Origin of the sequence: Glycomyces amatae, from assembly GCF_020991375.1 — a bacterium.
Classification (GTDB): domain Bacteria; phylum Actinomycetota; class Actinomycetes; order Mycobacteriales; family Micromonosporaceae; genus Glycomyces; species Glycomyces amatae.
In genome coordinates, this window is sequence record NZ_JAJLQZ010000002.1 from 271,509 (window position 1) to 288,989 (window position 17,481).

The window sequence follows — 17,481 nt, forward strand, 5'->3', positions numbered from 1 at the left end:
TCCGGCACAGGCGCGACCGCGGCGCGGGCCGGTCGATCCTCTACTCGGGATCGACCGGCCCGCCCGCGTGAGGTGCGGCGGCCGCCGAGGCGGGGCTCCTTCACTGGCCGACCCGGCCGTCGAGGCGTTCGCGCAGGAGGTCGGCGTGGCCGTTGTGCCGGGCGTACTCCTCGATCATGTGGAAGGCGACCCAGCGCAGTGTCAGGCGGCCGGGCCGGTGCCGGTTGGGCATCGACACCGCCTCGAGACTCGGCGCCTCGGCGATGAGGCGGTCGGCGAACTCGGCCTCGGCCTCCCAGGACCGCCACGCTTCGGCGACGCAGTCCGGTTCGGCGACCGCCCCGTCGAAGTCGGCGTCGGGCGCGGCCTCGGTGCAGTACAGGCGGGGGGCGTCGCTGCCGGACAGCCCCCGCCGGAACCAGCCGCGCTCGACCTCGGCCAGGTGCCGCACCAGCCCGAGCAGTGACATCGTCGACGGTGGCACCGCGCGGGAGGCGAGCTGCTCGGGGTCGAGCCCCGCGCACTTGAGCCGCAGGGTCTCCCGGTGCCAGCGCAGGAATCCCAGGAGGGTGTCCCGCTCGTCGCCCTCGCCGGGCGCCACGGTGCGCGGGTCGAGTTCGGGTTTGACGAACTTGTCAGTCATACCGTGATCCTCCCGGCGCGGGTGCGCGCGGGCAAGGCCGTTTCGGTGCCGCAGGCCGACGCCCTCTGCGAGCTCTGGTGCGTTCCGACGCGGGGCCGTCCCACGGGACGGCCCCGCCGGGAGGGCGCGGCGGCCGGGAACGGGTCGCCGCCGACGCACGGCCTGGGGATCCGTTGCGGCGACCCGCCGCCGCGCCCGGTCTCTTCACGCGGGAGTCACGACGCTCAGGTGTTCTCGGGCTTCGCGATCAGGCGCTGGGCGTTCTCGAGGATCCACGGGCACCACTCGTCGCCGCGCCAGGCGCCGAACCATTCGAAGACGGCCTCGGGTTCGTCGCTGAAGCGGCAGATCACGCGCGGGGCCGCGCCGTCGCAGCATTCGATGCGGTACTCGGGCGGGATCAGCGGATGGCCGCCGTTGTTGGGGCCGGTCCGGTAGACGCTGAAGACCGCAGGGCCCCTGGTGAAGTCGCCGAGCCAGCCGTCATCGCGGGGGTCTGGGTCGGCCTCCGCGGCGGTGGGTTCACCCATTGCAGAACTTCACCGGGCCCAGGCCGCCGTCGCGGCGGTCATCGTTGCTGTTGCCGGTGCGGGCGGTCCGGTCGGCGGCGAGGTCGCCATTGTAGAAGACCTTGAAGGCGGCGTCTTCGACCCAGAGCTTCCAGTCGGGCGCGAAGCTGCGCCAGCCGTCGCCCCAGGTGGCGTGCAGGTGGCCGGAGTTCAGGCCCGAGACGATGAGGACGATGTCGGCCCAGTTGCCGTTCGCGATGACGTGGAACGAGTCCGGAGCGTTCGCGCTTGAGGCGCGGACGGTGAATCTGGTGTGGCCGTCGCTGAAGTCGCCGCGCACCAATGAGTCTCGCGGTTCGGGCTCCTGTCGGAGTGTGTCGGTCATGCTGTGCCTCCTGTTGGTCGGATCGGTCTCCGCCAGCTGAACACAACATAAGTGCAGGTCAGGCAAGGACACAATGTCCTCTATCGCGCTCCTGATCGCCTGCGCTCGAATTCCCGCATCAGGAAATCGGGGGTCGGGAATCGACATCAGGATTCCTGAGGCAGGAATGACGACGCCCCATTGAGGTTCCGTTCTGTCACACCCTCGTGTCACCATGTGACGATGGCAGGCGAAAACTTCCTCCAAAGAGAACTTGGCCGAATCATCATCAAGCATCGCAAGCTCAAAGGCTGGACCAAAGAGCAAGCGGTGTGGTTCCTCGGCACCTCGAAGACCATCTACGACAGCTACGAGAGCGGTAAGCTCCAATACCCCGAGCCCGCCGTGATCGGGGACTGGCTGCGCGACCTCGGCGCTACGCAGGCGGTCATTGACGACGCCAAGGCGAAGGCGAAGTGGATCCGGCAGGGCAACCCGGCCAACTGGCTCGAGCAGGCGCCCGAGGGGTTCGGCCAGTTCATCCAGATCGAACTCATCGCCCAAACCATCTACATGCACGAGGATGCTTACGTCCCTGGCCCGCTCCAAACGCTTGCCTACGCTGAAGCAGTGCTCGCGACCAATCCGAACCTGACCGCAGAGCGCCGCCGAGATGCGGTCGGTTTCCGAATACAGCGCGGCGAATCGTTGTTCTCCCGCCCGGGCGGGCCGCCGCGCGTCCAAGCCGTTATCGCCGAGCGCGCCCTGACCGTGTTCAGGAACACCGACATCTACGAGGAGCAGATCGAGCATCTTCAGGAGCGGAGCCGCATCGAGGGCGTCGAAATCTTCATCGTGCCTAGCGGCACCATCCACGCCTCTCACGGCAGGTCCTACACGATCATGTCGTTCACCGACAGAAAGGACCCTGACGTGGTTTACCAGGAGAACATCTTCGGTGGGCACTACGAGGCCGACAAGGCGAAAGTCGAGTTGTGTAATACGCTCTTCTCTGCCACACTCCCGGTGGTCTTGCGGCTAGAAGAGTGGAGAGAAATCGATGCTGACAGGTGAGTGGAAGAAGTCCTCCCGTAGCGGCAACGAGGGCGGCAACTGTGTCGAAGCCCGCTGGAAGAAGTCCTCCCGCAGCGGCAACACCGGCGGCAACTGCGTCGAGGTCCGTGGCCGTGCCGGTGTCGTCCAGGTTCGTGACACCAAGCTCGGCGAGACCTCGCCGATCCTCGACGCCTCCCCCGCCGACTGGCGCGGCTTCCTCACCGCCGTCGCCAAGTTAGAAGCAACCTCCCGACCCGCGGCGCCCCCGCGCTGCAACCCGGACTGCGTCCAATCGAACGCCCGGTGCCGACAGGCACCGGGCGTTCGCACTTGAGGCCCCCGCGCCACCCGGCGGAGCGGCCGGGCCGCTGTCCTATTTCGCGGAGACCGCCCCGGCCCCACCCGGCCGGGCGGCCGGACCACTCGGGACTGCCCGGTCGTCCCTGGGGCCTCCTCCATGGCCGATCGGGAGGTGCGCGTCCGTACCCGCCTTGCTTGCGATCGGTCGTCCCAGGGCGGGAAACGGGCACCTAAGATGATGCGATGCCTCCCACCACCCCACCCGGAGACGGCGTGTCCCTGGGCATCGACTTCGGGACGTCGAACACCGTCGTCGCCATCCGCTACGGGGACGGCCGGGTCCAGCACCAGCTCTTCGACGGCTCTCCGCAACTGCCCTCGGCGGTCTACCTCGAGGACCGGGGCGAGCTGGTCACCGGTCGGGAAGCCGTCCGGCTCGGCCACCGCGATCCGGCCCGGTACGAACCGAACCCGAAGCGGCGCATCGATGACGGCGCTGTCCTTCTCGGCACCGAGGAGGTCGCCGTCGCCGACCTCGTGGCCGCCGTGTTCGCCCGCGTCGCCGAGGAGTGCCGGCGCACGCTCGACGGGAGCCCGGACTCGTTCGCCGTCACCGTCCCCGCGGGGTGGGGGCCGACCCGCAGGCTCGTGATCACCGATGCCGCGGCCGCCGCGGGCCTGGGCGACGCCGTGCTCCTCCCTGAGCCGGTCGCCGCCGCGCAGCACTTCCTCGCCAAGACCGATCTGCCCGCCAACGCCGCGATTCTGGTCTACGACCTCGGCGGCGGCACCTTCGACGCCACCGTGGTCCGCCGCACCTCCGCCGGATTCACCGTGCTGTCCCAGGACTCGGCCGATATCGGCGGCGTCGACATCGACCAGGCGCTCTGCGAGCACCTCGCCGCCACCTGCGAACCCGGCGACCCGCGATGGCAGCGGATCCTGGCCCCCGCCACCGAGGCCGACCGGCGCCATCGCGTCGCGTTCCGTACCGCCGTCCGCGAGGTGAAGGAGACGCTCGCGCGCCGATCGGCGGTCGCCCTGACCGTCCCGTTGCTCGAATGCGACACCCACCTCACCCGCGACGAACTGGACGCGGTCGCCGGCCCGCTGCTCCAGCGCACCGTCACCACGGCGCGGAGCGTCCTGCGCGATTCGGGCCTGGGCGCCGCGCAGCTCGACGGGGTCTTCCTGGTCGGCGCCGCCAGCCGCATGCCGTTGGTCGCCACGCTGCTCCACCGGGAGCTCGGCGTCGCCCCGACCGCGGTCGAGCAGCCTGAGCTCGCCGTCGCCGAAGGCGCACTCGCCTCCTTTACCGCCGTACACGGTGCACACGCCGGTGCCCCCGGCCCCGGCGCGCCGCGGGAAGCGTCGCCCGGCGCGGACGGCCGTGCGACAGAACCGCTTGCGCCTCCCGCTCAGTCCCCGGATGCCGACCGGGCACGGTCCGGGGCGGCGCCCGGCGGCGCCCCGGCGGGCGCCGTGCTCCCCGCGCATGCACCGGGCCCGCGGCCGGGCCCGGACCGTCCGCCGCTACCGGTGTGGGCCGTCCTCGCCACTGTCCTTGTCCCGGCCTGGTTCTGGGGGCACTGGGCCTTCGACGGCCGGGAATCGCTCTACTTCCTCCTCGTGACGCTCGTGGCATTGCCGGCGGTGGGTGGTCTCGCGCTGGTCTTGCAGCGCTTCAGCGTGATCGGTGTCTACTTCGTCCTCGCGGCCGCGTCTTTCACGTACTGGGCGACGATCGTCGAGGAGGGGCCCAAGTTCCTGCTCGCCGTGCCGTTCGCGCTGGCGGCGGCCGGGCTCCTCGGGCTGCGGCGACCGGCGGTCGCGTGGATCTGCGCCGTTCTGGAGACGTTGTTCGTCATCGCCGTGGTCGTGCAGGTCGTCCCGATCGCCGAGACCGGGTTCAACAACGATGACAGGCCGGTCTTCGTCACCCTCATCATGGCCGCGGCGCTCCTCGTGTGGGCCCTGGCGATGTACTTGCTGTTCACGCCGCGCAGCCGCCGGTGGTTCGGCAGGGCCGCTCCAGGCCTGGAACCCGCCCCTTCGCGCGCGTTGTTACGACGCGGCCGGTCGAATCGCATGTGGACCAGCGGCGCTCCGTGACCTGTGTGGCTTCGGTGTGCGTACGGTGATCTGCGATGATGGGGGCCGCCTTGTCATCCCCTGCACGGAAGGGCCGGTTCGGTATGACTCCCGACGCGCCCCCCGAGGGGTATCCCGATGTCGCCGCCTCCGGCCTGGTCCGTGTCGCGGACATCGAGTTCCTGGAGTTCAAGCTCCAGATGACGACCGTCCTCGGTGAGCGGTTCGTGAAGGTGTGGGAGCTGGAGGAGGGCGTCCCCGCCCGCTGGTTCGGGAATGTCTTCCGCGTCGACGCCGAGCCTCCGGGCCTGTACCTCAACTACCGGTACGAACGGATGCTCGACCGGTTCCAGCGCGACCAGCTCGCCCGCCTCGGCGCGGAGTTCTGGTCCGGCTGACCGGCGCGATCCGGTGTGACCGGTGTCAACGAAGATGCTTCTGGCACTTCGTGTTTCATCTGCTGACGTATGCGCCTGCCGTGTCTGGAGTGATTGATCCCAAAGCGCGGCAGTGTGATCGAAGTCGTAGGATGTGCGCATCGTTCCTTCGGAGAAGAGGCAGGCCCGATGGCAGAGCACACGGCATTCGAACCCGACTTCGACATCTCCCGGCCCACCATCGCCCGCGTCTACGACGCGCTGCTGGGCGGGAAGGACAACTTCGCCCCCGACCGCGAGGGCGCCGCGGCGTACCTCAAGCACGTCCCCAACGCCGGCGACTGCGCCAAGGACAACCGCGCCGCCCTGGTCAAGGGCGTGCAGTACATGGCGAACAAGGGGATCGACCAGTTCCTCGACATCGGCGCGGGCCTGCCCACGATGGAGAACACCCACCAGGTCGCCCAGGCGGTCAACCCCGGCGCGAAGGTCGTCTACGTGGACAACGACCCGATCGTGCTCGCGCACGGCCGGGCCCTGCTGGCCACCAACGACTCCACGACCGTGGTGACGGCCGACCTGCGCGACCCGCAGGGCATCCTCGACCACCCCGAGGTCAAGGAGATGCTCGACTTCACCCGCCCCATCGGGCTGATGTTCGTGGGCCTGCACATGCACTTCCACGACAACGAGGGTGCCGACGAGTGGGTGCGCCTGATCATGGACGCCTGCCCCTCGGGCTCCTACCTGTTCATCACCGACTTCGTCGACACCGGCGAACCGCTCCAGAAGTCCATCGAGCAGGCCGGGCTGGAGAGCCTGGGCAACGGCTGGATCCGCACCCCCGAGCGGATCACCGAGCACTTCCTGGGCCTGCCCCTGGTGCCCCCGGGCCTGGACTTCCTGGCCCGCTGGTTCCCCGAGGAGCCCGACAAGGAGGTCCCCGCCCCCGAGGAGCTGGAGCCGCACCAGCGGATCCTCATGGGCGGCATCGGCTACAAGGCCTGACCTCGACCCGGCGATACGGACGGCGCGCAGGAGGCCCTGCGCGCCGTTCCCGTTCCCGGGGAAGCCGCCCCGCCTCACTCGATCGGGTGAAATCCGTCTGCGGCGGTGATCGGCGTCCGGTCACGGCGGCCGTCTCGGACACCGGCCCGCCCGCGCCTGCCGGTGCGGGCGGGCCGCGGTCACGCCTTCCTGGCGATCCCGGCCATCTGGGTGCGCTCGTACGGCTCCAGCGCCGCTGTGTCCGCGACGGGCCGGTCGGGGTCCTCGGGGAACCACCGCGGGATGTACTCCAGTCCCGGCGGGACCATCGCCATGCCCTGGAAGTGGCGTTCCAGGGCCGCGATCGGGCGGATCCAGCCGTTGCCGAGCGTCGCGAGGCACGCCGCCGACAGGGCCGCCTGCTCCGACTCGCCCGTGTCCGGCCAGGACGTCAGCAGCAGGTGGCTGCCCGAGGGCAGGGCGTCCATGAGGGTCGCGATGACGTCGTCGGGGCGCTGCTCGTCGCTGATCTGCATGATCATGCCGACGATCAGCAGCGCGATCGGCCGCTCGAAGTCCAGGAAGGACCGCAGTTCGGCGCGGGAGAGCAGGTCGACGGGATCGAGCAGGTCCGCCTCGATCACGATGGCGCGGTCGTCGTCCGCGAGCAGGGTCCGGGCGTGGGCGACCACCACCGGGTCGTGGTCGACGTACACGACCTTCGCCTCCGGGTTGAGCCCCGCGGCGACCTGGTGGGTGTTCTGCTCGGTCGGCAGGCCGCAGCCGATGTCGATGATCTGGTCGATCCCCGCGGCGCGCACCAGGTACTCCACGCCGCGGATGAGCGCCGAGCGGTTGAGCCGGGCGCACTCGCGCGCCTGCGGGATGTGCTGGGCGAACACGTCGGCGGCGGCCCGGTCGACCGCGAGGTTGGCGGTGCCGCCCAGCAGCGCGTCGTACACGCGCGCGGTGGCCGGGACGGTCGGGTCGGTGTCCGGCGGCAGCTCGATGTCGTGGTGGTGCATGGCCTGCCTTCCCGCCGCGAGCGGCGAACGTCGGATCGGAGGCGCGGGGCCCGGCCCCGCAGGGGTGTGGCCACCACGCTACCGACTTCCGGCCCCGCGCGCCGGACAGCGAGTACGACTCAGGACTCCGCCGCGCCGGACCCGCCGCGAACCCGCCCGAGCCGCGAACGCAACCCAGGCCACCGCCAGGCCCTCACCGCCGCAGGCGAAGGCACATCGGGAGACAATGGACGGGTGCTCCATCCCATCGCGCTCTACTACCCCTACACGCACTTCCACGACCGCAACTGGCTCAAGACCGCCGCCCTCTACTGGCCCCGCATGGCGCGCATCGCACCGCGCGGCTACACCGACCAGGGCAACCACGAGGCCCGGACGCTCCGAGACGAACTCGACTTCATACTCGACCTCGGACCCGGCGAGTCGGCGCTCCAGCGCGTGGGAACGAAGGCGCTCGAAGCGCTCGGCATGCACGGCGACCGCATCCGCGACCGGTACCGCATACCCGAACGAGTGGTCCGCACCATCGGCGGCGCCTCCAGCGCAGGCGAGGAGCGGATCGAGTACCGCTTCCCCGACCTCGGCGACGCCGTGCGGATCGAGGACCCCACCCGCCGCTGGCCGCAGCCCGTCGACGCCCCCGCCCCCGAGTCGTTCCACCGCCTCATCGGCCTGCACAGCACCAAGGTCCACCACATGCTGCGCCGGAGCCTCGTGGACAACCGGCTGGCCGCGCTCGACGACAGCGGCGCCTACGCGGCGGTCCACCCGAACTTCGCCTGGGCCTACATGTGCATGCTCGCCGACGAGATGGCCCACGACGACGGGCTCACCCCCGTCTCCGACGACGCCTCGGCCTACACCGCCTGCGGCGCATGGACCCCCACCCGCTTCGCCGCGGCACTGCTCGGCGAGGACCTCCACGATCCCCGGCAGGACGGCGATCCCCAGGCGCAGCTGGCCATGCTCGCCCTGAACGTCGCGATCCCCCGCGACCCGGAGGGCATCCCGATCGAGCGGATCATCGCGGTCCGCAAGCGCTACGGCGCCGAACTCGACGCGTTCCGCACCCTGATCACCGCGACCGGGCAGGAGCTCGCCGCCGAGCTGGAGAGCGTCCGCCGACCCGCGCTCATCGAGGCGTACCTCAAGGAGACCGTCGCGCAACGAATCGAGCGGCCGCTCGGAGAACTGCGCCGGGCGATGCGCGGCCTGGGCGTCGAGACGGCCCTGGGCGCGGCCTCGATCAAATTCGAAGTGCCCGCCGCCGCGACGCTGGCGGCCGGGTGGGCGGCCGGACAGCCCGTCGTCGCCGGAGCGGGAGCCGCGGTCGGCATCGCGACCTGGTACCGGAACTGGCGCGTGAACCGGGCCGAGCACCTCCGCAACGCCCCCGTCAGCTACCTGTGGAGGGTCGAGCGCGGACTCTCCGGCCCGGACCTGCTGCGCCGCCTCCTCGGCCCCCGCTGAACCGGCCCGGACCGATGAGTTCCGCCGCCCCGCCTCGTCTACCCGTGCACAAGGACCCGCACGAACGATGAGAGGACGCGGCGCCATGAGGAATGAGAAGCTCGAACTGCTCGACGGGCTCGTCGGCTCCTGGAAGCTGACCCTGTCGGACGCCTGGTTCCTCGAACCCGAGGGCGCCGAGGGCTACGGATCGGCCGAGATCGAATGGCTCGGCGACGCCTTCGTGGTGATGAAGTGCGACCTCGACGGCGACCTGACCGTCGTCTTCGGCCGCAGCGACGCCAACGACGCCTACACCGCCCTCTACCAGGACGACCGCGGCGTCTGCCGCGTCTTCGCGATGACCTTCGAGGACTCGCGCTGGACGCTGGTGCGCGAGGACCCCGACTTCCACCAGCGGTGGATCGCCGAAGTCGGACCCGACCTGATCCGCGGACGCTGGGAGGCCTCCGACGACCAGGGCGAGACCTGGCGGAAGGACTTCGACCTCACCTACGAGCGCGTCGAGTCCTGAACGGCACCGGCGGCGCGGCGCCGTCTCGCCCCCGCCCGGGCCGACGACGGCCCTACGACCTGCCGACGAGGGCCCCTACGCCGCCGGACCGATGGCGATCGCGCGCCCGCCCCATAGCCTTGGCCCCGTCAACCGGTCTGCGGACCCAGCGGAAGGAACGACATGGCCACGAACACCACCGGCACCGGATGGGACACCGGCGCGCTCGACCTGGACGCCTACGCCGAACGCATCGGCTACCGCGGCCCGCTCCGCCCCGACCTCGAGACCTTCACCGCCCTGCACCGCCACCACATCGCCAACGTGCCCTTCGAGAACCTCGACATCATGCTCGGCACGGGCCCCGGCGTCGCGCTCGCCGACATCGCGGCGAAGATCGTCCACCACCGGCGCGGCGGCTACTGCTACGAGATGAACCTGCTGTTCGCCGCCGCCCTCGACCGCATCGGCGTCCCCGTGCGCCGACAGCTCATCCGCATCGGCGACCCGCTCGAGCACGCCCGCCCGCGCTCGCACCTCGTCGCCCTCGTCGAACTCGACGGCCGGACCTGGCTGGGCGACGTCGGCTTCGGCTCCGGCGCCGCCGAGCCGCTCCCGGTCGACCGCGCCGCCGTCTCCGAACAGGGCGGATGGACCTACCGCGTCACCGAGCCGCTCGCCGACGGCGACCGGCGGGTCCAGGAGCTGCGGGCCGGGCAGTGGGAGACGATGTACACCCTCATCCCCGACGCCACGTACCCGGTGGACGTGGCACTGGCCAACGAGAGCACCTCGACCAGCCCGAGCTCGCCGTTCACCCGCCGGCCCGTCGTCGTCAAGCGCGGCCCGGAGACCGAGCTCAGGCTCCTCGGCCGCACCCTCGCCGAGACCGACCGGGACCGCCGCGACACCTCGCGGGAGATCGCTGACGACCAGTACGCGGCGACACTGGCCGAGCGGTTCGGCCTCGAACTCACCGAGCAGGAGGCGAAGCGGGTGACCGCCGCGATCCCGCCCGAACCGGAGACGACCGGCTGAGGCCGGGAGCGCCCGGCGGTAACCACCAGCGGACGGCACTGCGCCCGGCGTCCCCCACACCGTCGAGAGCGCGGCCGCGGAGCAGCCGGAGCCCGAGCGGGACGAGGACGGCGCAGGCCGCGGCCGCGGCGAGGACGTCGAGGAGGTGGCTCTCCTTGAGCGCGCCGACCCACATCGAGCCGGCCCACAGCAGGACCGCGCAGCGGGCGAGGCCGAAGACCCGGGCCCGGTAGGCCCCCACGACCAGGAGGAGGGTGCCGAGGTAGGACAGGGCCGCGCACCAGACCACGATCCTCCAGGGCCCGTAGGACAGCGTCGCGTAGGAGCCGAGGGCGAAGTCCGCGGCGGCCTCGGCGCCCGCCTGCTCGGCCATGACGAACGCGGCCTGCTCCACCCCGCCCCAGTACAGGCGCGAGAACAGGCCGAGGACCACCAGCGAAGCGCCCCACCAGCCCAGACGCGGCGAAGCGGCGGCGACCACCCGCGCCAGCGCCGGATAGGCCAAGGCGAGGACGAGCGCGCCGAGCATGAACACGGCGAACCCGGTCAGCACCCAGCCGGGGCTCGCCGCATACGTCGCCAGCGTCATCGGGGCGGCGAACGGGCGGTCGCGCAGGTCCGCCCAGCGTTCGGGCGTCAGCAGGTCGGAATGGGCCGGGAGGTAGCGCAAGAGCAGGCCCAGGAACCAGAGCGCGGGCCCGGCGACCAGCGCGGCGCCGCCGATGAGCGGCCCGGGGAACCAGGTGTCGGCGTCGTGGCGGGCGGGGGTCGACCAGGCTTGAAGGCGTTGCAGTCTCGTCATGCCTCCAGCATCGGGAGAACGGGCCGCCGCGGCATCTGCCGAACGATCCGGCCGGAGGTCGCTTTAGTAGGGGGTCGGGCTCATGCCCCGGAAGGAGGCCGACCGGTTCGGGCGCGGCTAGGCTCGGCGGATGATCACGGTCCCGGCCCGGATGCGACGGCCCGCGCTCGCGGCGGCCGCGGCGGCGCTGGTATGCGGCGCGGCGCTCCTGCCCGGCGACACCGGCCCCGCCGGGCATCTCGCCGACTCGACCGGCGCGGCCCCGAGCCCGTGGGCGGCGCTGCTCCTCGCGCTCGCCACGGCGGCGGCCCTGTGGCGGGCGCCCGCCGTCTGGCCGCTGGCGGCGGTCGTGGCCGCGGCGCCCTTCATCGACGCCACCGGCGCGAACGCGTGCCTGGCGATCGCCTCCTTCGCGGCGGCCGGGCGGCTGCGCCGCCCCGGAAGCCGAGCCGGGTACCTCCTCGCAGGCACCCTGTGGGCGGTGCTGCCGACGATCGCCGGTCTCGCACTGCGAGCCGCCGGACCCGGCGCCGCACTACAGGGCGCCCTCGGCACGGCGCTGCTCTTCGTCTGGCTGCCGTTCGCACTCGGGCTGTGGCTGCACGCCCGCCGGCAGGTCCTCGCCGAGGCCCGGGAGCGCGCCGAACGGCTCGAACGCGAACAGCAGGCCACGGCCGAGCGGGCCCGGGCCCAGGAGCGGGCGCGGGTCGCCCACGACATGCACGACGTCGTCGCCCACCGGGTCTCCTTGATGGTCCTGCACGCGGGCGGGCTCGAGGTCAACGCGACCGACAGGGAGACCGCCGAGACCGCCGAACTCATCCGCGCGACCGGAGTCGAGGCCCTGGAGCAGCTGCGCGACGTCCTCGGCGTCCTCCGCGCCGCCGAACCGGCGCTGACACCTTCGGCCGACCTGGAGCGGCTCGTGGCGGACTCGGCCCGAGCGGGCGTACCGGTCTCGCTGCACTGCACCGGCTCACTCGACGAGGTGCCGACGCCGCTGGCCCGGACCGTGTACCGGACGGCGCGCGAGGCGCTGACGAACGTGCACAAGCACGCGGGCGCCGCACCCACGGTGGTCGAGGTGGACTGCGCGCCCCATCTCGTCGCGCTGCGCGTCCGCAACGCACCGCCCCCGCGGCCGGTCGAGGCCCTGCCCGGCACCGGCACCGGCCTCGTGGCGGCCCGCGAGGCGGCGACGCTGCTCGGCGGGACCATGACGGCCGGGCCCCGACCCGGCGGCGGCTACGAACTGGCCGTCGAACTCCCGCGCGCGACAGCGGCGGCCGACCGGAGGGCGCCATGACGATCCGCATCGCCATCGCCGACGACGAGCCGCTGGTCCGCGCCGGCCTGCGCATGGTGCTGCGGCCCGCCGCCGACATCGAGGTGGTGGCGGAGGCCGGCGACGGGCGCGAAGCCCTCGCGGCGATCACCGCCACCCGCCCCGACGTCGCGCTGGTCGACATCCGCATGCCCGGCATGGACGGCCTCAGCGTGCTCGGCGAACTCGCGCACCGCAACGTCGCCACCGCCGTGATCGTGCTGACGACGTTCGACCTCGACGACTACGTCCACACCGCGCTCACCCTCGGCGCGGCCGGGTTCCTGCTCAAGGACACGCCGCCGCACGCCCTCGCCGAGGCCGTCCGCACGGTCGCCTCCGGCGACGCGATGCTCAGCCCCTCGGTCACCCGCCGCCTCATCGACGCCTACGCGCAGCGCGCTCCCGCGGCCGCCCGCGCCGCGAGGGACCGGCTGTCGGCCCTGACGCCGCGCGAGCGGGCCGTGGTCGCCCAAGTCGCCCGAGGCCGCTCCAACACGCAGGCGGCCCGCGAGCTCGGCATGACCGAGACCACCGTGAAAGCCCACGTCAGCCGCGTCCTGACCAAACTGGGCCTCGAGAACCGGGTCCAGATCGCACTCCTGGCCCGAGACGCCGAGCACTGACACGGCCGGCGGACAGGAGCCCCTTGCCGACTGGGCCCGAGCGCCCGTCAGGGGCGGCTCGGGAGCCTGGTCTCGCCCGCGGGCAGGCGCACCGCCTTCTCGACCAGCCCGGCGACCTCCCCCGCCGGGACCGGCGAACCGGAGGTCCGCGCCACCCACGCCAGGAAGTCGGCGACCCCCTCGGCGGGCAGCTCCTCCAGATAGGGCCGGACGTACACCGGCGTCTCCGGCGCGCTGCGCCAGCTCTCGGCGAGCGCGCCCGCGTCCACCGCGTCCCAGCCGAGGGCGTCGAGGAACCGCACCGCCTCGGCCTTCGCCGCGGCGTCGTCGCCGAAGACCGGCAGGGCGCTCCGGTCGCCCGCCCCCGCGGGCCGGGCCAGGCCCACGATGTGGCTGAACGCGATGTTGTTGAAGGCCTTGACGACCCGCGCCCCCGGCAGGCGGCGCTGCAACAGCTCGCTGGAGGTCAGCCCGCCATCGTCCAGCACCGGGAGGTGGCCGTCGCGCTGCGGGTAGTAGTTCGCCGTGTCCAGCACGGTCCTGCCCGCCAGCGCCTCGGCGGGGAGCCGGTCGAAGGCCGTCAAGGGAACAGCAGCCACGACCAGGTCCGCCGCCGCGGCCTCGGCGGCAGTGGCCGCCCGGGCCCGGGGGCCCAGGTCGGCGGCCAGGCCCGCCAGCGTCTCGGGGCCGCGGGAGTTGCTGAGGACGACCGTGAAGCCCGCCGCGACGGCGAGGCGCGCGACGGCGCCGCCGATCATGCCGCTGCCGATGAGTCCGACGGTTCCGGTGGTTCCGGGCATTGCCTTGCTCCATTCGCTCGAAGATCGGTTTCCCCGACGAAGCCTGGCGCGGCCCGCCCGCCCCCGCCAGAGCCGAGCGCTGCCTACTCACGGCGTGATCACCCACGGCCCGCGGGAATCCGCCGGAGTACGGTTGCCGCATGGACCACCGGACCGAGCTGCGCGAGTTCCTCAAATCGCGGCGGGCCCGCCTGCGGCCCGGGGACGTCGGACTCCGCGACTACGGCCGGACGCGCCGGGTCGCGGGACTGCGCCGCGAGGAGCTGGCCCGGCTGGCAAGCGTCAGCATCGCCCACTACACGCGGCTGGAGCAGGGCCGGGGCGAGCAGGTCTCGGACGAGGTCCTCGACGCGATCGGCGCCGCGCTGCGGCTGGACCCCGACGAACTGGCCTACCTCCACTCGATCGCGCGCCGCCCGAGGCCGTGCGCGGTCGCCGAGAAGCACGCCGAGGACGTCCCGGCGGGGCTGCGGTTCCTGATGGAGTCCCTCCCGCTCACCCCTGCGCTGCTCCTCGGACCGCAGACCCAGATCGTGGGCTGGAACGACCTCGCCCTCGCCGTCTTCGGGGACTTCACCGCCCTGCCGCCCCAGCGGCGCACGTTCTCGCACCTGCTGTTCACCCGAGCGCACTCGCGCGACCTGCACGGCGAGGGCTGGGAGGACGCCGCCCGCGACCACGTGGCGCACCTGCGGTTCCTGTACGGGCGGTACACCGGGAGCCTCGCGATCGCGGCGCACATCGAGGACATGCGCGCGCTCAGCGCCGACTTCGCGCGGATGTGGGCGGAGCACCCGGTCGCGCGGCTGCGGACCCGGTCCTATGTGCTCCGCCATCCGGTCGTCGGGGAGCTGACCCTCCACGGCGAGCGCATCTCCCTGCCCGACAGGCCCTCCTGCTACGGCATGGACCTGTTCGCCGCCGAACCGGGCTCGGCCTCGGACGAGGCGCTGCGCCGGCTCGGCGGCCGGTAGAACCGCACGGCGCCGGGCCCTGCCGCGTGCGGATCGCCGTTCGCCTCGGTGAGGGCGCGGCGCCGCCGCGCTCCTTCTTCGACATGTGAGCGGACCCGGGCCGAGAACGAGGTGCTAAACCTCGGACCCGATATATATCAGAGACTTCAGGACGTATCGGCCCGGTTCGAGGACGCCCCTGAGCACCGGCAGCATCGTGGCCGGCCAGTACAGGTGCGTGCCCTGGATCGGCTCGATGACCGCGGCCTCCCGCTCCCCCGTGCCGTCGATGATCTCCGAGCGCAGGCCCCCGCCGGTCGCGACGGCCTTCGACCCGTCGGCGTCGGCGGTGCTCCCCGGTTTCGGCACGCACCAGCCGCCCTCGCCGGTGTAGAGGGTCCGGCCGGTCTCGATGACGTGGATGCGGGCGTGCCAGCCGTCCACGGCCGCCTCCAGGGAGGTCGTGATCGTGACGTCCTCCCACGGCTGCCAGTTGACCGTCAGGACGCCGCTCTCGTCGATCTCGCCCTCGTCGGAGTCCTCGCGGCCCCTCCAGTGGCGGCCGTCCTCGGAGAGCATGAGCGCCCCGTCCGGGACCGCGAACTCCAGGCCGGGACCGGGGGCGGCGTGCGAGAACGCGGCGGCCGAGGAGTAGGCGAGCTTGCCGTAGGAGGCCTGCCCGCCGCGGGCCCACGGGTGCCAGGCCTGGCCGTTGAGGCGGGTCACGTGGCCCGCGCGGTCGCGGACGTGCACCGCCCGGGCGGCCTTGTGCGGCTGGACGACCGGGCCGGGCGCGGCGGCCTCGGCGGTCCAGAAGGGATGTGCAGCGGAGGCGAGGAGGCCGGTGAAGATCTTCATGGCCCACCAAGGGGAGCCGGCGGTGAGGTACTGCTCGACAACGGCGTCGTTGGGGTAGCGGTAGCCGACGGTGAGGCGCCCGGCCGGGTCGAGGATGGGCTGGTCCCACCACCAGGCGAGGTGGCGGCGGGCGTGCCCGGCGGCCTCGGCCCACGGTACCGCCTCGACGTCGGCGGCGGCGAGGGCGGCCCACAGGGAGCCCTGGGCGAAGCGGTAGCCGAGGCTGCGGCCGTAGGGGACGGCGGCGCCGTCGGCGCCGAACCAGGACCCGAACCGGCGCGCGAACGCGGCGGCGTGCTCGACGTACCGGTCGTCGCCCGAGAACTTGAAATTGAGCAGCGCATAGGTGTGGAACGCGAAGGGGTTGTAGTAGTCGACGCGGCCGCCGGGGCCGTCCTCGTAGACCGAGCCGCCCAGGAGCATCTCCCCCATGCGCTCCAGGTGCGAGGCCGCCACCGCGGGGTCGTGCGCGACGCCGAGCCGCTTGAGGCCGTGCCCGGCGAAGACCGGGAAGTAGTGCCAGTTGGTGTCGGCGACCGGGCCGAGGTAGGCCGCCGAGAGCCAGGCGGCGGTCTTGTCCTTCGCCTTGGGGCCCAAGGGCTCCCAGAGCTTCTCCGGGGCGAGGGCGAGGGCCTGGCCGACCGAGGCGGCCTCGACCATGCGCTGGCCGCCGCCGGCGGGGTCGCCGACGTACCAGGGGTCGTCGGGGTCGAGGGCGCGGGCGAGGGACGCGGCGAGGGACGCCCACACCTCGTCGGGGACGGCGTCCTTGGCGGCGGCGAGGCCCCACAGGGGACGGGTGAGCAGCTCGAACCAGTCCTCGGTATGGGAGTGGTTCGACATGGTGACCGGCATGGCGTCGGGCCCCTGGGCGGCCAGATCGGCGGCGGGCCGCCCGATCTGGAGCGCGGCCGAGGCCCAACCGGTGTAGCTCTGTTCCAGCGGTCCGAACGTGCGAAGCGGAGAAGTCACGCTGGCAGACGCTATCAACGCGAGCCAACCGCTGCAAGCCCCCGCCCCTGCGGGGCCGAACATGACCGCTCCATCGTCAACACCTACGCGGGCGGTACATCCCCGCGGGCGCAGGGCTCTCACCAAGGCCGGCCGCCTAGCCGAGGCCTTCACCGGCTCATCCCCGCGGATGCGGGGCTTTCAACATCGAAGCACTGATCCCCACGCAGGACCGAGGCTCACCCCCGCCAGTGCGGGGCTCTCTCGATGACCGCCATCCATCCGCACCCGCTCATCGGCTCATCCCCGCGAATGCAGGGCTCTCGGCGTCGCACTGTGCGTCCTCGCCTGGGTCCGGAGTTCATCCCCGCGGATGCGGGGCTCTCTTGAGCTTCATGAGCATGTCGGCGGTGAGCTTGGGTTCATCCCCGCGAGTGCGGGGCTCTCGGCGAGGGCGTCGAGCGGGCGTTCGAGGTCAAGGGTTCATCCCCGCGGGTGCGGGGCTTTCTTCGGGAAGATCGTCGCCTGGGACCCCGACACGGGTTCATCCCCGCGGGTGCGGGGCTTTCCTCTGGAGCCGGAGCCACCGGGTCCTCGCCGCGGGTTCATCCCCGCGGGTGCGGGGCTTTCGCGGTGTCGGGTCTCTGCTGCGCGGGGCGCGAGGGTTCATCCCCGCGGGTGCGGGGCTTTCGCCGAGGAGATGACCGACGACCAGCGCGAGCGGGGTTCATCCCCGCGGGTGCGGGGCTTTCAACGACTACGTGCGGGCGTGCTCCCGGACGTGCGGTTCATCCCCGCGGGTGCGGGGCTTTCA

Annotated in this window: 18 protein-coding genes and 1 CRISPR repeat array (1 of these 19 cut by a window edge); of the genes, 11 read left to right on the forward strand and 7 right to left on the reverse strand. The window is 72.3% G+C overall.

Annotated features, from left to right (window positions below):
* Positions 1-100: 100 nt before the first annotated feature.
* The 3 genes from LO763_RS04165 to LO763_RS04175 all read right to left on the reverse strand — a co-directional run bounded on the left by LO763_RS04165 (position 101) and on the right by LO763_RS04175 (position 1,537).
* Positions 101-643, reverse strand: a complete 543-nt coding sequence (locus LO763_RS04165) for a DinB family protein (protein ID WP_230600684.1) — start codon at positions 641-643, stop codon at positions 101-103.
* Between the two features lie 224 nt (positions 644-867).
* Complete coding sequence (locus LO763_RS04170) at positions 868-1,173, reverse strand: hypothetical protein (protein WP_230600685.1); 306 nt, start codon at positions 1,171-1,173, stop codon at positions 868-870.
* Complete coding sequence (locus tag LO763_RS04175; RefSeq protein WP_230600686.1) at positions 1,166-1,537, reverse strand: hypothetical protein; 372 nt, start codon at positions 1,535-1,537, stop codon at positions 1,166-1,168. The genes LO763_RS04170 and LO763_RS04175 overlap by 8 nt, the downstream gene beginning before the upstream one ends.
* Positions 1,538-1,759: 222 nt before the next feature.
* Between LO763_RS04175 and LO763_RS04180 the strand changes: the two genes are divergently transcribed.
* The 5 genes from LO763_RS04180 to LO763_RS04200 all read left to right on the forward strand — a co-directional run bounded on the left by LO763_RS04180 (position 1,760) and on the right by LO763_RS04200 (position 6,348).
* Positions 1,760-2,590 (forward strand): DUF5753 domain-containing protein, encoded by an 831-nt coding sequence (locus LO763_RS04180; RefSeq protein WP_230600687.1) that lies wholly within the window; start codon positions 1,760-1,762, stop codon positions 2,588-2,590.
* Positions 2,577-2,906: a DUF397 domain-containing protein gene (locus LO763_RS04185; protein WP_230600688.1), complete on the forward strand. Its 330-nt coding sequence runs from the start codon at positions 2,577-2,579 to the stop codon at positions 2,904-2,906. Before LO763_RS04180 ends, LO763_RS04185 begins: the two co-directional genes overlap by 14 nt.
* Positions 2,907-3,115: 209 nt before the next feature.
* The gene (locus LO763_RS04190; RefSeq protein ID WP_230600689.1) at positions 3,116-4,984 is read left to right on the forward strand and encodes an Hsp70 family protein; all 1,869 of its coding nucleotides are present in this window, start codon (positions 3,116-3,118) and stop codon (positions 4,982-4,984) included.
* Positions 4,985-5,067: 83 nt separating this feature from the next.
* Positions 5,068-5,361, forward strand: a complete 294-nt coding sequence (locus LO763_RS04195; RefSeq protein WP_230600690.1) for a hypothetical protein — start codon at positions 5,068-5,070, stop codon at positions 5,359-5,361.
* Positions 5,362-5,529: 168 nt separating this feature from the next.
* Positions 5,530-6,348: an SAM-dependent methyltransferase gene (locus tag LO763_RS04200; protein ID WP_230600691.1), complete on the forward strand. Its 819-nt coding sequence runs from the start codon at positions 5,530-5,532 to the stop codon at positions 6,346-6,348.
* A gap of 179 nt (positions 6,349-6,527) precedes the next feature.
* Here the strand turns inward: LO763_RS04200 and LO763_RS04205 are convergent, their stop codons facing one another.
* Entirely contained in the window at positions 6,528-7,352 is an 825-nt protein-coding gene (locus LO763_RS04205) for an SAM-dependent methyltransferase (RefSeq protein ID WP_230600692.1), read from the reverse strand.
* A 234-nt stretch (positions 7,353-7,586) separates the two neighbouring features.
* Here LO763_RS04205 and LO763_RS04210 point away from each other — a divergent pair, with 234 nt between their 5' ends.
* The 3 genes from LO763_RS04210 (at position 7,587) to LO763_RS04220 (ending at position 10,353) form a co-directional block, all read left to right on the forward strand.
* Positions 7,587-8,822 carry a DUF6236 family protein gene (locus LO763_RS04210; protein WP_230600693.1) on the forward strand — a complete coding sequence of 412 codons (1,236 nt, stop codon included), beginning with the start codon at positions 7,587-7,589 and terminating at the stop codon, positions 8,820-8,822.
* Positions 8,823-8,907: 85 nt separating this feature from the next.
* Positions 8,908-9,336: a hypothetical protein gene (locus LO763_RS04215; RefSeq protein WP_230600694.1), complete on the forward strand. Its 429-nt coding sequence runs from the start codon at positions 8,908-8,910 to the stop codon at positions 9,334-9,336.
* A gap of 162 nt (positions 9,337-9,498) precedes the next feature.
* A complete protein-coding gene (locus LO763_RS04220; RefSeq protein ID WP_230600695.1) occupies positions 9,499-10,353 on the forward strand; it encodes an arylamine N-acetyltransferase family protein in 855 nt (284 codons plus the stop codon).
* Here the strand turns inward: LO763_RS04220 and LO763_RS04225 are convergent.
* Positions 10,289-11,155, reverse strand: a complete 867-nt coding sequence (locus LO763_RS04225) for a hypothetical protein (RefSeq protein WP_230600696.1) — start codon at positions 11,153-11,155, stop codon at positions 10,289-10,291. The genes LO763_RS04220 and LO763_RS04225 overlap by 65 nt on opposite strands.
* A gap of 130 nt (positions 11,156-11,285) precedes the next feature.
* Here LO763_RS04225 and LO763_RS04230 point away from each other — a divergent pair, with 130 nt between their 5' ends.
* Together LO763_RS04230 and LO763_RS04235 are read left to right on the forward strand one after the other, a co-directional pair.
* Positions 11,286-12,461, forward strand: coding sequence for a sensor histidine kinase (locus LO763_RS04230; RefSeq protein WP_230600697.1), 1,176 nt, complete (start codon positions 11,286-11,288; stop codon positions 12,459-12,461).
* Positions 12,458-13,105 (forward strand): response regulator, encoded by a 648-nt coding sequence (locus LO763_RS04235; protein ID WP_230600698.1) that lies wholly within the window; start codon positions 12,458-12,460, stop codon positions 13,103-13,105. Before LO763_RS04230 ends, LO763_RS04235 begins: the two co-directional genes overlap by 4 nt.
* A gap of 47 nt (positions 13,106-13,152) precedes the next feature.
* On the opposite strand, the gene LO763_RS04240 is transcribed toward LO763_RS04235, so the two are convergent.
* Positions 13,153-13,905: an NADPH-dependent F420 reductase gene (locus LO763_RS04240; RefSeq protein WP_230600699.1), complete on the reverse strand. Its 753-nt coding sequence runs from the start codon at positions 13,903-13,905 to the stop codon at positions 13,153-13,155.
* A gap of 140 nt (positions 13,906-14,045) precedes the next feature.
* On the opposite strand from LO763_RS04240, the gene LO763_RS04245 reads away from it, so the two are divergent.
* Complete coding sequence (locus tag LO763_RS04245) at positions 14,046-14,879, forward strand: helix-turn-helix domain-containing protein (protein WP_230600700.1); 834 nt, start codon at positions 14,046-14,048, stop codon at positions 14,877-14,879.
* Positions 14,880-14,993: 114 nt separating this feature from the next.
* Here the strand turns inward: LO763_RS04245 and LO763_RS04250 are convergent, their stop codons facing one another.
* Complete coding sequence (locus LO763_RS04250) at positions 14,994-16,688, reverse strand: DUF2264 domain-containing protein (protein WP_230600701.1); 1,695 nt, start codon at positions 16,686-16,688, stop codon at positions 14,994-14,996.
* 93 nt (positions 16,689-16,781) lie between these two features.
* Positions 16,782-17,481: direct repeats of the CRISPR family, unit length 28 nt; unit sequence GGTTCATCCCCGCGGGTGCGGGGCTTTC; it runs 670 nt beyond the window's last position.

What these genes read in the sequence shown, in the direction of transcription:
- LO763_RS04165 (WP_230600684.1), bottom strand. Translation starts at nt 643, where the DNA reads ATGACTGACAAGTTCGTCAAACCCGAACTCGACCCGCGCACCGTGGCG.
- LO763_RS04170 (WP_230600685.1), bottom strand. Translation starts at nt 1,173, where the DNA reads ATGGGTGAACCCACCGCCGCGGAGGCCGACCCAGACCCCCGCGATGAC.
- LO763_RS04175 (WP_230600686.1), bottom strand. Translation starts at nt 1,537, where the DNA reads ATGACCGACACACTCCGACAGGAGCCCGAACCGCGAGACTCATTGGTG.
- LO763_RS04180 (WP_230600687.1), top strand. Translation starts at nt 1,760, where the DNA reads ATGGCAGGCGAAAACTTCCTCCAAAGAGAACTTGGCCGAATCATCATC.
- LO763_RS04185 (WP_230600688.1), top strand. Translation starts at nt 2,577, where the DNA reads ATGCTGACAGGTGAGTGGAAGAAGTCCTCCCGTAGCGGCAACGAGGGC.
- LO763_RS04190 (WP_230600689.1), top strand. Translation starts at nt 3,116, where the DNA reads ATGCCTCCCACCACCCCACCCGGAGACGGCGTGTCCCTGGGCATCGAC.
- LO763_RS04195 (WP_230600690.1), top strand. Translation starts at nt 5,068, where the DNA reads ATGACTCCCGACGCGCCCCCCGAGGGGTATCCCGATGTCGCCGCCTCC.
- LO763_RS04200 (WP_230600691.1), top strand. Translation starts at nt 5,530, where the DNA reads ATGGCAGAGCACACGGCATTCGAACCCGACTTCGACATCTCCCGGCCC.
- LO763_RS04205 (WP_230600692.1), bottom strand. Translation starts at nt 7,352, where the DNA reads ATGCACCACCACGACATCGAGCTGCCGCCGGACACCGACCCGACCGTC.
- LO763_RS04215 (WP_230600694.1), top strand. Translation starts at nt 8,908, where the DNA reads ATGAGGAATGAGAAGCTCGAACTGCTCGACGGGCTCGTCGGCTCCTGG.
- LO763_RS04220 (WP_230600695.1), top strand. Translation starts at nt 9,499, where the DNA reads ATGGCCACGAACACCACCGGCACCGGATGGGACACCGGCGCGCTCGAC.
- LO763_RS04225 (WP_230600696.1), bottom strand. Translation starts at nt 11,155, where the DNA reads ATGACGAGACTGCAACGCCTTCAAGCCTGGTCGACCCCCGCCCGCCAC.
- LO763_RS04230 (WP_230600697.1), top strand. Translation starts at nt 11,286, where the DNA reads ATGATCACGGTCCCGGCCCGGATGCGACGGCCCGCGCTCGCGGCGGCC.
- LO763_RS04235 (WP_230600698.1), top strand. Translation starts at nt 12,458, where the DNA reads ATGACGATCCGCATCGCCATCGCCGACGACGAGCCGCTGGTCCGCGCC.
- LO763_RS04240 (WP_230600699.1), bottom strand. Translation starts at nt 13,905, where the DNA reads ATGCCCGGAACCACCGGAACCGTCGGACTCATCGGCAGCGGCATGATC.
- LO763_RS04245 (WP_230600700.1), top strand. Translation starts at nt 14,046, where the DNA reads ATGGACCACCGGACCGAGCTGCGCGAGTTCCTCAAATCGCGGCGGGCC.